The following is a 14,143-nucleotide window of genomic DNA, read 5'->3' on the forward strand; positions in this document are numbered from 1 at the left end:
AGGAAAGCTTGTCCTAGGCATTTTTGTTGTTGGAACTGATGTTCCTCTGATGAAGATGCTGGATTGATGTTGCCTGACCGCGCATCACCGGATGATATCTCGAGAAGCTGGTCTTAATGGTATGGCTTCGAGGTGCACCGGCGTGCCCTCAATGAAGACCGTACCGAACACGTCGATGTCATCAAAGAATGACCTGGTTGTAAAAGGTAACCGGGTCTGTCGCTTATGGGCGACTATGTGGTGAGCATAGACAATGAGAACGAACAAGTGTTCTAAGGGCATTTGGTGGATGCCTTGGCATGCACAGGCGAAGAAGGACGTGATACGCTGCGATAAGCTGTGGGGAGCTGCGAATAAGCTTTGATCCATAGATCTCCGAATGGGGCAACCCACCTTAAATGCTTGGAAAATCCAGTCTGTTTTATGAACGGCCTGGGTTTCCAAGCATTGTGATAAGGTATCTGCACCTGAATACATAGGGTGTAAGAAGCGAACGCAGGGAACTGAAACATCTAAGTACCTGCAGGAAAGGACATCAACCGAGACTCCGCAAGTAGTGGCGAGCGAACGCGGACCAGGCCAGTGGCAATGCTGAATAAAGTGGAACGGAATGGAAAGTCCGGCCATAGAGGGTGATAGCCCCTTACACGTAGAACAGGCATTGTCCTTGAGTAGGGCGGGACACGTGAAATCCTGTCTGAACATGGGGAGACCACTCTCCAAGCCTAAGTACTCGTGCATGACCGATAGCGAACAAGTACCGTGAGGGAAAGGTGAAAAGCACCCCGACGAGGGGAGTGAAATAGAACCTGAAACCGGATGCCTACAAACAGTCGGAGGGCGCAAGCCTGACGGCGTACCTTTTGTATAATGGGTCAACGACTTAGTGTAACTAGCAAGCTTAAGCCGGTAGGTGTAGGCGCAGCGAAAGCGAGTCTGAATAGGGCGATTTAGTTAGTTGCATTAGACCCGAAACCGAGTGATCTAGCCATGAGCAGGCTGAAGGTTGGGTAACACCAACTGGAGGGCCGAACCCATAACTGTTGCAATAGTTCGGGATGACTTGTGGCTAGGGGTGAAAGGCCAATCAAACTCGGAAATAGCTGGTTCTCCGCGAAATCTATTTAGGTAGAGCGTCGACCGAATACCCTCGGGGGTAGAGCACTGGATGGGCTATGGGGACTCACCGTCTTACTGATCCTAACCAAACTCCGAATACCGAGGAGTACTAGTCGGCAGACACACGGCGGGTGCTAACGTCCGTCGTGAAAAGGGCAACAACCCTGACCTCCAGCTAAGGTCCCCAAGTCATGGCTAAGTGGGAAAGGATGTGAGGATCCCAAAACAACCAGGATGTTGGCTTAGAAGCAGCCATCATTTAAAGAAAGCGTAACAGCTCACTGGTCTAAATAAGGGTCTTTGCGCCGAAAATGTAACGGGGCTAAAGCCATGCACCGAAGCTGAGGATTTGCAGCAATGCAAGTGGTAGCGGAGCGTTCCGTAAGTCTGTGAAGGCGGACCCGTGAGGGCTGCTGGAGATATCGGAAGTGCGAATGTTGACATGAGTAACGATAAAGAGGGTGAGAGACCCTCTCGCCGAAAGACCAAGGGTTCCTGCTTAAAGTTAATCTGAGCAGGGTTAGCCGGCCCCTAAGACGAGGCGGACACGCGTAGTCGATGGGAACCACGTTAATATTCGTGGGCCTGGTGGTAGTGACGGATCTCGTGTGTTGTTCAACCTTATTGGATTGGTTGGGCGGCGAAGAGGTTCCAGGAAATAGCTCCACCGTATAGACCGTACCCGAAACCGACACAGGTGGTCAGGTAGAGTATACCAAGGCGCTTGAGAGAACTATGTTGAAGGAACTCGGCAAATTGCACGCGTAACTTCGGAAGAAGCGTGACCCCATTTTACGCAAGTATGATGGGGTGGCACAGACCAGGGGGTAGCGACTGTTTATCAAAAACACAGGGCTCTGCGAAGTAGCAATACGACGTATAGGGTCTGACGCCTGCCCGGTGCTGGAAGGTTAAAGGGAGGGGTGCAAGCTCTGAACTGAAGCCCCAGTAAACGGCGGCCGTAACTATAACGGTCCTAAGGTAGCGAAATTCCTTGTCGGGTAAGTTCCGACCTGCACGAATGGCGTAACGACTTCCCCGCTGTCTCCAACATAGACTCAGTGAAATTGAATTCCCCGTGAAGATGCGGGGTTCCTGCGGTCAGACGGAAAGACCCCGTGCACCTTTACTATAGCTTTACACTGGCATTCGCCAAGGCATGTGTAGGATAGGTGGTAGGCTTTGAAGCAGGGACGCCAGTTCTTGTGGAGCCATCCTTGAAATACCACCCTTATCTTCGTGGATGTCTAACCGCGGTCCGTTATCCGGATCCGGGACAGTGTATGGTGGGTAGTTTGACTGGGGCGGTCGCCTCCGAAAGAGTAACGGAGGCGCGCGATGGTTAGCTCAGACCGGTCGGAAATCGGTCGTCGAGTGCAATGGCATAAGCTAGCCTGACTGCGAGACTGACAAGTCGAGCAGAGACGAAAGTCGGTCATAGTGATCCGGTGGTCCCGTGTGGAAGGGCCATCGCTCAACGGATAAAAGGTACGCCGGGGATAACAGGCTGATGACCCCCAAGAGTCCATATCGACGGGGTTGTTTGGCACCTCGATGTCGACTCATCGCATCCTGGGGCTGGAGCAGGTCCCAAGGGTATGGCTGTTCGCCATTTAAAGCGGTACGTGAGTTGGGTTCAGAACGTCGTGAGACAGTTCGGTCCCTATCTGCCGTGGGTGTAGGAATATTGACAGGATCTGTCCCTAGTACGAGAGGACCGGGATGGACGTATCTCTGGTGGATCTGTTGTCCTGCCAAGGGCATAGCAGAGTAGCTATATACGGAATGGATAACCGCTGAAGGCATCTAAGCGGGAAACCAACCTGAAAACGAGTGTTCCCTATCAGAGCCGTGGAAGACGACCACGTTGATAGGACGGGTGTGGAAGTGCAGCAATGCATGAAGCTTACCGTTACTAATAGCTCGATCGGCTTGATCGTTCTCATTGTTCATGTTCATCAACGATGAATTGACGTGTTCAAATCAAACGAAGCAATCGCTTCCCAGCTTCTCGAAAAACAACGCTTGTTGCGTTTTGCCGACCTGGTGGTTATCGCGGGGCGGCTGCACCCGTTCCCTTTCCGAACACGGCCGTGAAACGCCCCAGCGCCAATGGTACTTCGTCTTAAGACGCGGGAGAGTAGGTCGCTGCCAGGTCTGCAAAACGCAACAACAAAATCTTCTCATCACATAAGGGCCTCAAGCCCATAACAGAGGCCGCACATCGCGGCCTTTTTTGTTATAATATCAACTCCTCAGCAGTCACCACTGCTGAATGAGACTTCGCCAAAGGCAAAGTCATGGTGCCGCGGGGTGGAGCAGCCCGGTAGCTCGTCAGGCTCATAACCTGAAGGCCGCAGGTTCAAATCCTGCCCCCGCAACCAATATCTCCCAACACCAAAAATCCCCTCCCAGAATAACCACAAACACAGCATCCACAAAGCACCCGCAAGGGGACTTGAACAACACAGGCTCAGTTGGTGATTAATTTAGAAATATAGGTTTTTTGCGCTGGTCTGCGCCTGAAAAAGCGACCTTCGCCGTCCCTGGCATGGCAGTCTTCTAGCTCGAATAAACCGATGAACGTCGCTAGCCCTACGATCTGCATAATTCTGTATGCAAAGATCGACAGACAGGCGCTCCAACATCTCAGCAATACTCCAACTTCACTTTTGACGCACTTGAAGATCGAGGACGAGGTGTCGTCGGACTACATTACGATACACTTCCGGGTGCCAATGAAATCCGGGAGATACATGGCTGCCTCAACCTGTGCCGCAATATCTAAAGGTGTAGGAGAAGATTGATGAAGCCGATATACGCAGTGCTGGGTGTCTGTTCAGTGTCCGTTGCAGTTTTTGGTGGTGCGGCATCCTATTCCAGAGCGACCGATGTTCCATCGGAGAACGCCTCGCCAATTTATGGTGTGACCATTCCGGCCGGTTATCGGGACTGGAAGTTCATTGCACCAGCGCAGGAGGCGCCGCCACTGGATGAGTTGCGGGCGGTTCTTGGAAATGACATTGCCGTCGATGCCTATAAAAAGGGGACATTGCCGTTCCCTGATGGCTCGGTTCTGGTCAAGCTGGCGTACAAGCGCCAGCAGTCGACCGAATTTCAGCCAGCGACTGTTCCTGGTGCATCAACAACCGTGCAGGTGATGGTCAAGGATTCGAAAAAATATCCCGACAGCCACGGATGGGGCTTTGGGCGGTTTGTTGACGGCAAACCGGTAGACATCGCGCAGCATGAGACCTGTCTTTCGTGCCATGTCGGCAACGTCAAGGATCATGACTACGTCTTTACGCGCTACGCCCCCTAAGCATTCCGGCGTCCATATCCCCCCACGATATTGGTTGAAAGTATTTCGCCCCGCGCTTCTGAGAAAGCGGGGCGATTTTATTTTTACGGCGAGATCGGTGTTTCCTGAAAAGTCTGGTGTCCCAAAGGCCATCGACAATGGCCAGACCAATTCATTTTTGGAATGCCGCGCGGCTCTTTCTCCAAGCCGCGCGGCGGCGATGTTAACGGACTGATTTAAAGGCTGCCCTGAGTTCTTCCGCAAAGATCTGCGGTTGTTCCCAGGCAGCGAAATGTCCGCCTTTGGCTACCTGGTTATAGTAGGTCAGATTTGGATAGGCCTGTCGGCTCCAGCTTTCCGGTGCCTGGTAGATTTCCTTCGGGAATACGGTGATTCCAACGGGGATCTTGATATCCCGCGTTTTCTGCGTCTCTGAACTGAAATTGTTGTTGTTATTTTCCCAGTAAAACCGCGATGACGAAGCCCCGGTGTTGGTCAGCCAATACAAGGTAATGTCATTGAGCATCTCGTCGCGCGACAGGACCTTTTCCGGTACGCCGTCACTGTCGCTCCACTGCGCGAATTTCTCGTACATGAAGGAAGCAAGCCCCGCAGGCGAGTCCGAGAGCGAGTAGCCGATTGTCTGCGGTCGCGTGACCATCATGGCACCATACGCTGCATTCCGGCCAAAAAATGTACTCAACGATTGAAACGCATCACGTTCCGGCGACGTCAATTCAGCAGGGGCGGGATCGCCGCTATTGATTGCCTTCATGAGGTTTCCAGGCACGGTCGCCGGCATGTTGAGGTGGATAGCCAGAAGGCCCTCCGGAGCCTGCCGCGCCAAGGCATCCGATATAACGGAGCCGTGGTCTCCGCCCTGAGAAACATAGTGCTTGTATCCAAGCCGCTTCATCAACCTATCCCAGGCACGGGCCGTCCGATCTGGACCCCAGCCCAACTCCGTTGGTTTGCCGGAGAAGCCATAACCGGGGATCGATGGAATGACCACGTCAAAGGCATCTTCCGCCCGGCCACCATAGGCGGTTGGATCGGTCAGAGGTCCGATTGTCTTCAGGAACTCAAAAGGGGAACCGGGCCAGCCGTGCGTCAGGATGACCGGCAGGGCATTCGGGTGACGAGAGCGGACATGGATGAACTGAATATCGACGCCGTCGATGTTCGTTATGAATTCAGGCAATGCATTGAGCTGTGCCTCGGCCTTGCGCCAGTCATAGTCTGTTCCCCAGTAACGAACGAGGGCCTGCACGTTGGCAAGCTGAATGCCCTGCGAGATGTCACCAACCGTTTCCTTGTCCGGCCAACGGGTGTCGGCGATGCGTCTGCGCAGGTCATCAAGCTGGGACTGAGGAACATGGACCTGGAATGGACGGATGCTTTCGTCGGCTGTGGCCACTTGGGGGTCTGCGGCCGCTGCATTCGAGATGTGGGCTGCTGACACGAGCATGGCTGCCGCAAGCGCTGCGAGGATGCGGCGAGCCTCGACGTGTCTTTCGGCGACATTATTCTTGATCACGGGCATAGGTGTTTCCTTCGTCGTTGTTCATGACGAAATCAGGCTATGCAGCCGACGTATCCCGAATGTTTTCAGATTTGCGGGAACTGTATCAAAGCGTAGCTCTCCCGATTGTCCGCTTTTAACTGTCTGCTGTTTAGTAACATTTGGTGCGGCAAACCAAACTGATTTAAGGCGGGACGATACACCCCGACCGACAACATATCAGCGGTCGACGAGCGCCTGTATTGCTGCAAGGGACAGTGTTCCGTCAAAGCCGCCATTTTGCTCCAGCTTGCCCGTTAGCAACTGAACCGCCGCATTATAGGGTGTCGGGACACCGTGTAGGCGGCCGAGGAGGACGATCTCGCCGTTGAGATAATCGACCTCGCTCGAAGCTCCACGTTTGAAGCTTTGCCATGTCGATTGCTGACCGGACTGGATGCCGCTGTTTTCCGCTGTTTTCCAGTTTGATATATCAATGGTCCTCTCAATCGGTGATGCGGGCGAATAGCCCGCAGCCTGCAAAACATCCCGAGCCTCCTGCCCGAGCGCTGCACCGATTGAACCGGCCTGGTCATCCGTGCCATCGAAGAGTTCGAGCGCGTTCCTGACGTTGTGCAGCAGCTTCGCCGATTTCCAGCGGCGAATGTCTGCGCTGGTTTCGGCAAGATAGCCTGCCCGGATCAGGTCGGTGACAATCAGTTCGCTCGTTGCATCATTCCGTGAAGGAAAGCGCCCAACTGTAACGATACCAAGTTGCGGGTCACCGCCCACTGCTACCTTGCCGGTTTCCGTAAACCGGGCGGGCGTCATAATGCTGGCGCCGTAGACATGGGAAAATGTCCTGAGAGCCGCAGCCTCCGTTGCGAGACCATTCTGGAACGTGACGATCGGCAGGCTGGCGGCCACACCGTCGTTTTGATCTTGTAGCGGACGCCAGGACCAGAAGGATAATGCCGTGGCTGCATCCTGCGATTTGACTGTCAGCAACAGGATGTCGTCGGAGTTGAGTTCCGGAGGATTGCTGAGATCAAAAGCGTTCAAGTTGATCTGTCGTGTTCCGGATGGGCGCTGGAAACTCAATCCGTTTTGTTGGATATGCTTGATCTGAGCGCCGCGACCGACGAGTGCATAGCTGATACCCGTCAGTTCGAATTGTGCGGCAAGGCTGGCCCCGATCGCACCTGCGCCGATAATTACGTAACGTGTCATGTTTGCAGATACTCCCGAAGTAAGCGGACTTCTCGCAACAAAATTGGCTGTCACCCCGTGATACGCGCAAAAACGCGATCCAGAGCCTGCTTCAGAGCTGTTGTGCCGCCGTCTTTGTCGAAATCCACCTGTACCTGTTCGTTCAGGCCACCCTTCGTCGCAAATTCACGGCTGAGTTCGCCAAAGGAGCTGGTACGCGACTTTTTGGCTCTTTCAGCGAGACCATGAAAGAGCGGCGCCAAATAGGCCTGTCCTTTCGACCGGTCGAGACCATTGTCTTCAAGCCAATCTGTTGCCGCGTCCAGAATGTGGAAATAGGTCGACATCAGTGCGCTGGCTGCAGCCAGCAGGTCGTATTCTTTTTTGCTTTCGCACTGAACGGCGCTGCCAAGTGCATCGAAAAGTGCCGCCGTCTCAACGTCCGGCGGAAAAATTGCGGTTACACCAATGCGGTCTTCAACGAAGGGCAGCGGGATAGCCTGAACCAGATGTACGTCAGCACCGATCCACTCCAAAAGGGTCTGCCGTTCGATTGCCGCGATGACACTGATTACCGACTGACCGTCCCGAAATGAAAGTGGCTCAATAACCTCTCTCGCGATCTGCGGGCGGACGGCGAGAACGACGACGTCGCTCTGGTCAACGACCGCCTGATTGTCCCTGGCGACCGATGCGGTCTCGAAGTCGGCAGCAAGGCGTGAAGATATATCGGCGCTGCGTGGAGAAAGGTGCACCTTGCCAGCATAGGCAGGCGTCGCCAGCAGTCCTCGGACCATGGCCTCGGTGATGGCACCCGTGCCGACAAAGCCAATCGATTCAATGGTCATGGTTTTTACTCCGCAGCGCGCAACGGGCCCAATGTAACGTCCGTCGCATAGTTTTCGCGCATGAAATTGATGAAGTTGTCCTGGAACTGCCGGGTGTGGGCGTGTGCCAGTTCGTCGGCGAGGTCGACATTCTTGTCGCGGATGGCATTGAGCATCAGGCTGTGCTCGTCGGTCAGGAGATAGCCCTCATGCGTGCGTTCGAGGTATTCGAAGTGCAGATGGAGCATGCGTTGCCCCTGCGAGAGCAGCTTCTCGTAGAAGGAGGCCAGGTACTGGTTCTTGCCGGCATGGGCAATCGCCATATGGAATTCCTTGTTGGCCTCGGACATCGCCAGGTGATTGCCCGTCTTTACCGCTGCGGCGAAAGCCTTGTCGCACTTGGCGATGATCTTCAGGTCGGCTTCCGTGCGCAGTGCGGCAGCAAGCCTGGTGTTCATGCGCTGGGCGATGTCGAGCGCTTCGACATATTTTGGGAACGTCGCGACCTCGATCGGGGCAACGATGGTGCTGCGGTTTGAAAGCGTCACGACAAGTTCGTCGGATCCCAACCGGATCAGCGCTTCGCGCACCGGCGCGCGCGACATGTTGAAACGCTCCGCCAAAGTCGTCTCATCAAGAAGCTGTCCAGGTGGCAACGCCAGCGACAGAATCTCGTTGCGCAGCGTTTCATAGACACTTCTCGAGCCTGTTCCCCGCACCCGCTTCACTTCAACTTCTTCAGACACTTAAGTCCCTTTCACTTTCAGAGCTCGCATTGGGCCAGAAATCCACCGTCACAGCAATGTAAAATTTCCGCTTGACTTTGTCGACACCATGTTGACTCATAATGCTCAGTCGACACGAAGCCGACAGAGATAAGCAATAGAAACGGCTCTAGCCGACGAGTGGAACAAACGCGCTTCGCGCACAGCAAAGAGGAATGCCGATGCTTTCGAAGATGATAACGTCCGCACTGCGGGCGCTGCCTGCGCTCGCCCTTCTGGGAGGTCTCGCCGTCACATCCGCCCACGCCCAGACCGCTGAAGGCTACTGGCAGGGCGTGCAAAAGGCGGGAGTGCTGAAATGCGGTGCCGCCGTCGCACCACCCTACATCATGCGCGATCCCGCCACCGGTGATTACTCCGGTTTCTATGCTGATCTGTGCCGTGAATTCGCTGACGTTCTGAAGGTGAAGCCGGAGTTTGTCGACACCACCTGGGACAACATCGTGGCGGGCCTTCAGGCTGGAAAATGGGACGTGTCGCTGGCGCTGAACAGGACGCCTGCTCGTGCCATGGCGGTCCAGTTTTCCATTCCGGCGATGGAGTATCAGATCTCTCTCGCCTACAACAAAAACAACCCGAAAATACCTCAAGGCGCCTCGTCCGTTGCTGAAGTCGACAAGGCAGGTGTCACCATCGCGGTGATGTCCGGTACCGCACAGGACAAGGCAATCTCCGCTGCCGTGAAGAACGCCACCATCATGCGGTTGCCCGGCAATGACGAGACGCGCCTGGCCTTGACCTCCAAACGCGCCGATATTCTCGTCGATGCTTCGGACACCAATCTGTTGCTGACCCAGGAAAATCCCGATTGGGCAATAGCGCTCAATCCCAAGCCGGCGCTTGCAAAACAGGGTGTGTCCTTTGGCCTCCCGCATGGAATGACGGCCTCTGACGTCGAGGTCGTGAACATCTTCCTAGAAGAACGGGTTGCAACCGGTCACGTCGACGAACTGATCAAGAAGGCAATTGATCAGGTTCTCAAGGGCTCGAACTGACTCCGCCGGCAGCCGGCGGTCTCTGCCGGCTGCCTCCTATCGACGCCACGATAAACCGAGATCGGCCATGACCATGTCATTCAGTCTTCCCCTCGTGAAAATGCAGTCGTTGCACAAGAGCTATGGCAATGGCGCAGTTCAGGTGCTCAAGGGCATCGATATTGAAATGAAGCCTGGCGACCGGGTCGTTGTCATCGGACCAAGTGGCGGCGGCAAGAGCACTCTGCTTCGCGTCATGATGGGGCTGGAGCAGATCGACAGCGGCGCCGTCAGTTTTGATGGAAAACCCTATATTTCCTCTGAGGGGACGGGCAAAAAAACCGTCATCGACACCGATGTTCGCCGTTCGATCGGCATGGTGTTTCAGCACTACACTTTGTTTCCGCACCTCAACGTCATCCAGAACCTCGTACTCGCACCCTGCAAGGTGCGCGGTGAAGCAAGGGCGAAAGCGGAAGCCCGGGCCCAGGCCCTGCTAGAACGGTTCGGACTTGGCGCCAAGGCAAAGGCCTATCCGGCGCAACTGTCAGGTGGACAGAAGCAGCGTGTTGCCATTGCCCGTGCGTTGATGCTGGACCCGAAGCTGATGCTTTTCGATGAGGTGACCTCGGCGCTTGATCCGGAACTTGTCAGCGAGGTGGAGCAGGTGATCATGCAACTGGCGGCGCAGAACATGCCGATGATGATCGTCACGCACGACATGTGGTTTGCCAAGAACATCGCCTCGCGGGTGATCTTCTGTGCGGGCGGCGTGGTGGTGGAAGACGGGCCGCCGGAACAGGTGCTCGGTTCGCCGAAGGAAGAGCGCACCAAGGAGTTCATCGACCGCGTTTTCCATATCAAGCAATAGGAGGGGGCCGTGAACTACACGTTCGACTTCAATGCCGTTTCCTTCGCACCGCTCCTTCGAGGGCTATGGGTTTCGCTTGAACTGACTGTCGCCGCAAACATCATGGGTATCGTCGCCGGTTTCGGTCTGGCGTTGCTGCTGCTGAGCCCCTATCGGTTGGTCAGAATGCCGTTCATGCTGTTTGTCGAATTCTTTCGCTGCACACCGGCAATCGTCCAGATTGTCTGGATCTTTTATTGCGTGCCTATGTTGTTCGACGTGTTTCTCGATCCGATCACGATGGGCATCATGGCGCTGGGGCTGAACCTGACCGCGTTCAATGCCGAGGCCTATCGCGCCTCGATCCAGGCGGTGCCGAAGGAGCAGATCGACGCGGGAATTGCGCTCGGCCTCAATCCCTGGCAGCGCATTCTCTACATCGTGTTTCCGACTGCCTTTCGCGCTTCCGTGCCAGTGCTGCTGACAAACGGCATCGTCATCTTCCAACAGAGCGCTCTGGTCGCGATCGTCGCGATTGCCGACCTCATGTACGAGGGCAAGTCGCTGGCGACCGAAACCTATCGCCCGATTGAAACCTTCACGGTCGTTGCCCTGATCTATTTCGCTGTCTCGTTTCCCGTCACCCAGATCGTTGGGTTTCTGGAGCGTCGACGCCAGTTGCTGGCAAGCTAGGAGGATGTGATGTCACTTGATTTCTCGGTCCTGGCGCGTTTCGAAAACGCATTGTTGCTTGGGCTTTTTACCACGCTGAAGCTGACTGTAGTCTGTATTTTGCTTGGATGCTCGCTGGGCTTTATCGTCGGCCTTGCCAGAACATCGCGAAGCACCGTCCTTCGTTTTGTTTCCGGGCTCTACGTGGAGTTCTTTCGCGGTACGCCGGTACTGATCCAGCTTTTCTGGATCTTCTTCTGCCTGCCGCTGATCCTCGGCGTCGAACTGTCGAACTTCATGTCCGGTGTCATTGCCCTGACGCTCTATATGGGCGCGATCACCAGTGAGACATTCCGCGCCAGCCTCAGGTCTGTCGGACCGGAACAGCGGGATGCCTGCGTCGCGCTTGGTCTTCCCCCACGTATCCAGGTCACAAGTGTCGTGCTGCCGCAGGCGGTTCTTCGGGCAATCCCGACGCTCCTCTCCAACTGCGTCAGCCTGTTCAAGGAGAGCGCGCTGGTGTCAGCCGTCGGCATGGCTGACCTGATGTTTGTCGGCCAGAACATCTCCAACAACACGGCGCGACCCGTCGAGGTTCTGACAGTGGTCGCGCTGATCTATTTCGTCATCGCTTTTCCAATCACCCGCGCCGTCACGCTTGTTGAAGGGCGAATCCTCAAGAAACTTGCCCTTTAGCGCATCTGCCACAGGAGAATGCATCCATGAAATTGTCTGGCGTAATGCCCGCTCTCATCACCCCGTTCGATGCCAATGGAAAGGTCGATTTCAAGGCCTATGAAAAGCACCTGACGGCACTGCGTGCCGCCGGTGTCACGGGTTGGGTGCCGATGGGCTCGACCGGAGAATATTCCGCCATGTCGAATGACGAACGGCTGGAGGTTTTGAAGTTCGTGAAGGATTTCGCCATTGAAGGCGAGGCCCTGATCGCCGGTACCAACGCCCCGGCAACCCGGGAGGTCATCGAAAATACGTTGAAGGCCAAGGAGATCGGCTACGACACGGTTCTGCTTGCGACCCCGTTCTACACACGCCCGACGCAGGACGAATTGCTGGCGCATTTCCAGAGGGTGCTCGATGAAACGGATATCAACCTCGTGCTCTACAGCTATCCCTACAAGGACGGTGTCGAGATTGGTTTCGACATTCTCGATGCGCTGGCTGATGACCCACGCGTCATCGGCATCAAGGAAAGCTCGGGCTCGCTTCAGCGCGCCGTCGATATTCATTCCCGTTACGACGGCCGTATCGGACTGGTCTCGGGCTCTGACGATATCGCTCTCGATTTCATGTTCTGGGGGGCGGATTCCTGGATTTGCGGCCCTGCCAACTGCATGGCCAAGGCCTGCGTCGACCTTGATCGGACATTCCGCTCCGGTGATCTCAAGGCGGCCCGCGACAAGATGATCGTGCTCTACAAGGCCATGAACATTCTCGAGAGCGGAAAGTTCGTTCAAAAGGTCAAATATGGTTGCGAGTTGCAGGGGCTGTCCGTCGGCAATTGCCGTGCACCGCTCGGCGAACTGACCGCCGAAGAGAAGGCCGAATTCAAGGCCGCCATGCAGCCCATCCTGAACTGGTGAAAAAAATCGGCGGGCGTTCTGGCGCCCACCGCCATGACATCAATGGAGAATGCGAGCATGACAACCGTGATTGTCGGCGCAGGGATCATCGGTACAGCCATCGCTTACGAGCTGCAGAAGCGCGGGCACCAGGTGGTTCTTGTCGACAAGGGTGAGATCGGACGCGGGGCGTCGTATGGCAACATGGCATCCATCGCCGTGACTGAATTCATGCCCGCCTCGCGTCCATCCATCTGGAAACAGATTCCCGGCTGGATGCTCGACCCTGAAGGGCCGGTGCGCGTTCGCCCCGGTTATATGCCAAAGCTTCTCCCTTGGTTCGCCCGTTTTGTCGCCGCCTCACGTCCGGGAAAATTGCGCCAGCTTGAAGCGCAGGGGGCGGCACTTTGCAAACGCGTCTTTGACGATCTCCTTCCTCTGCTTCGGGAAACCGGATTGGAAGGCGAGCTGACCGATGAAGGTTGCCTGTCGCTTTATCTCGATGAGAAGGAGTTTCGTGCCGACCGTGAACACATCGAGCTCCTCGAGCGGTTTGATTTTCCACACCAGCGCCTGAGTGGCGACGAGGCGCGTGAACTGGAGCCGGCGCTGGCAAAAAACATTGGCATGGCGGTTCTGTTCCCACAAAACCGCAGCCTGCGCGATCCTTTCCGCCTGGTGAACCGTCTGGCGGACAAGTTCACAGCTCTTGCTGGTACCGTCGCACGCGGCGAAGTGGTGGGGTTCGATAGGAACGATCGCATCACGGCCGTGAACCTCGCAGATGGCGGCTCGATCTCCGCCGACAAAGTCGTGATCTGCGGTGGTGCCCATAGTGGCCGCCTCTCGAAAATTCTTGGTGAGCCCATCCCGCTGGAGACCGAGCGGGGATATCATACCCAGATCATGACGCCCGGTATCTCCATGAGTCATTCCATTATCTGGCCGGCCCGCGCCTTCATGGTCACGCCCACGGCGGGTGGCATCAGGGTTGGTGGTACGGTCGAAATGGCGGGTCTCGATGCGGCCCCCGATTATCGGCGCTCAAAAGTGACGGTGCGACGGGCGCAGACCGCTCTGCCCAACCTCAAATGCGAGAATTTTTCCGAGTGGATGGGGCATCGTCCCGCCCTTCCTGACACGGTGCCGGTTCTGTCCGCCTCGGCAAAGACGTCAGGCATTTTCTACGCCACCGGTCACGGCCATCTCGGGGTCACTTACGCCGCCACGACTGCGCGGCTGATGGCTGATCTCATCACAGGCGCCCCACCACCTATCGACATGCACCCCTATCGTATCGACCGTTTCTGATGGACGTTCGGTCA

At 55.8% G+C, this 14,143-nt stretch carries 11 protein-coding genes, 1 tRNA gene and 2 rRNA genes; 10 read left to right on the forward strand and 4 right to left on the reverse strand.

Annotation, left to right across the window (positions count from 1 at the left end; translation table 11 throughout):
- Positions 1-261 precede the first annotated feature (261 nt).
- The 4 genes from FY156_21980 (at position 262) to FY156_21995 (ending at position 4,441) form a co-directional block, all read left to right on the forward strand.
- A 23S ribosomal RNA gene (locus tag FY156_21980) occupies positions 262-3,066 on the forward strand.
- 95 nt (positions 3,067-3,161) lie between these two features.
- Positions 3,162-3,276: ribosomal RNA gene (gene rrf / locus FY156_21985) — 5S ribosomal RNA — on the forward strand.
- A 150-nt stretch (positions 3,277-3,426) separates the two neighbouring features.
- Positions 3,427-3,503 (forward strand) — tRNA-Met (locus FY156_21990).
- A gap of 422 nt (positions 3,504-3,925) precedes the next feature.
- Positions 3,926-4,441: a cytochrome P460 family protein gene (locus tag FY156_21995; protein UXS04163.1), complete on the forward strand. Its 516-nt coding sequence runs from the start codon at positions 3,926-3,928 to the stop codon at positions 4,439-4,441.
- Positions 4,442-4,643: 202 nt separating this feature from the next.
- Here the strand turns inward: FY156_21995 and FY156_22000 are convergent, their stop codons facing one another.
- The 4 genes from FY156_22000 to FY156_22015 form a co-directional block, all read right to left on the reverse strand.
- Entirely contained in the window at positions 4,644-5,963 is a 1,320-nt protein-coding gene (locus tag FY156_22000; protein ID UXS04164.1) for an epoxide hydrolase, read from the reverse strand.
- Positions 5,964-6,161: 198 nt separating this feature from the next.
- A complete protein-coding gene (locus tag FY156_22005) occupies positions 6,162-7,151 on the reverse strand; it encodes a ketopantoate reductase family protein (protein UXS04165.1) in 990 nt (329 codons plus the stop codon).
- Positions 7,152-7,201: 50 nt separating this feature from the next.
- Positions 7,202-7,978, reverse strand: a complete 777-nt coding sequence (locus FY156_22010) for an NAD(P)-binding domain-containing protein (protein ID UXS04166.1) — start codon at positions 7,976-7,978, stop codon at positions 7,202-7,204.
- 5 nt (positions 7,979-7,983) lie between these two features.
- Positions 7,984-8,703 (reverse strand): GntR family transcriptional regulator, encoded by a 720-nt coding sequence (locus FY156_22015; GenBank protein UXS04167.1) that lies wholly within the window; start codon positions 8,701-8,703, stop codon positions 7,984-7,986.
- Positions 8,704-8,903: 200 nt separating this feature from the next.
- Here FY156_22015 and FY156_22020 point away from each other — a divergent pair, with 200 nt between their 5' ends.
- The 6 genes from FY156_22020 (at position 8,904) to FY156_22045 (ending at position 14,129) form a co-directional block, all read left to right on the forward strand.
- Positions 8,904-9,737, forward strand: a complete 834-nt coding sequence (locus FY156_22020; GenBank protein UXS04168.1) for a transporter substrate-binding domain-containing protein — start codon at positions 8,904-8,906, stop codon at positions 9,735-9,737.
- Between the two features lie 67 nt (positions 9,738-9,804).
- Positions 9,805-10,587, forward strand: a complete 783-nt coding sequence (locus FY156_22025) for an amino acid ABC transporter ATP-binding protein (protein UXS04169.1) — start codon at positions 9,805-9,807, stop codon at positions 10,585-10,587.
- A gap of 9 nt (positions 10,588-10,596) precedes the next feature.
- Positions 10,597-11,259: an amino acid ABC transporter permease gene (locus tag FY156_22030; protein UXS04170.1), complete on the forward strand. Its 663-nt coding sequence runs from the start codon at positions 10,597-10,599 to the stop codon at positions 11,257-11,259.
- 9 nt (positions 11,260-11,268) lie between these two features.
- On the forward strand, positions 11,269-11,934 hold the full coding sequence (locus tag FY156_22035; GenBank protein UXS04171.1) for an amino acid ABC transporter permease: 666 nt from the start codon (positions 11,269-11,271) through the stop codon (positions 11,932-11,934).
- A gap of 26 nt (positions 11,935-11,960) precedes the next feature.
- Positions 11,961-12,839, forward strand: a complete 879-nt coding sequence (gene dapA, locus FY156_22040) for a 4-hydroxy-tetrahydrodipicolinate synthase (protein UXS04172.1) — start codon at positions 11,961-11,963, stop codon at positions 12,837-12,839.
- 57 nt (positions 12,840-12,896) lie between these two features.
- Positions 12,897-14,129 (forward strand): FAD-binding oxidoreductase, encoded by a 1,233-nt coding sequence (locus FY156_22045; protein ID UXS04173.1) that lies wholly within the window; start codon positions 12,897-12,899, stop codon positions 14,127-14,129.
- Positions 14,130-14,143 lie beyond the last annotated feature (14 nt).

Origin of the sequence: Agrobacterium tumefaciens (assembly GCA_025559845.1) — a bacterium.
In the GTDB taxonomy this organism is placed as follows: Bacteria; Pseudomonadota; Alphaproteobacteria; order Rhizobiales; family Rhizobiaceae; genus Agrobacterium.